Source organism: Apilactobacillus kunkeei, from assembly GCF_005930975.1.
Taxonomy (GTDB): Bacteria; Bacillota; Bacilli; order Lactobacillales; family Lactobacillaceae; genus Apilactobacillus; species Apilactobacillus kunkeei_E.
Genome location: NZ_VBSE01000004.1, coordinates 1 through 239, shown reverse-complemented (window position 1 = coordinate 239; position 239 = coordinate 1). Strand labels below are relative to the sequence as shown.

Here is a 239-nt window from a genome sequence, read left to right as displayed (position 1 = left end):
GAACTTTGTTTTTCAGAGCTGGAAGCAGAGGATTGAGCTCTAGAACTTTGTTTTTCAGAGCTTGAAGTAGCAGAGGATTGAGCACTAGAACTTTGTTTTTCAGAGCTTGAAGCAGAGGATTGATCGCTAGAGCTTTGTTCTTCAGAGCTAGAAGCAGAGGATTGAGCTCTAGAACTTTGTTTTTCAGAGCTAGAAGCAGAGGACTGAGCACTACAGCATGATAAAACATAGCTTGGAGG

General features: G+C 42.3%; 1 protein-coding gene. It reads right to left on the bottom strand.

Going from position 1 to position 239, the window contains the following annotated elements; all coding sequences use genetic code 11:
* On the bottom strand, positions 1-239 hold a 239-nt coding region (locus FD688_RS07290; RefSeq protein ID WP_190242834.1), incomplete at both ends, for a hypothetical protein.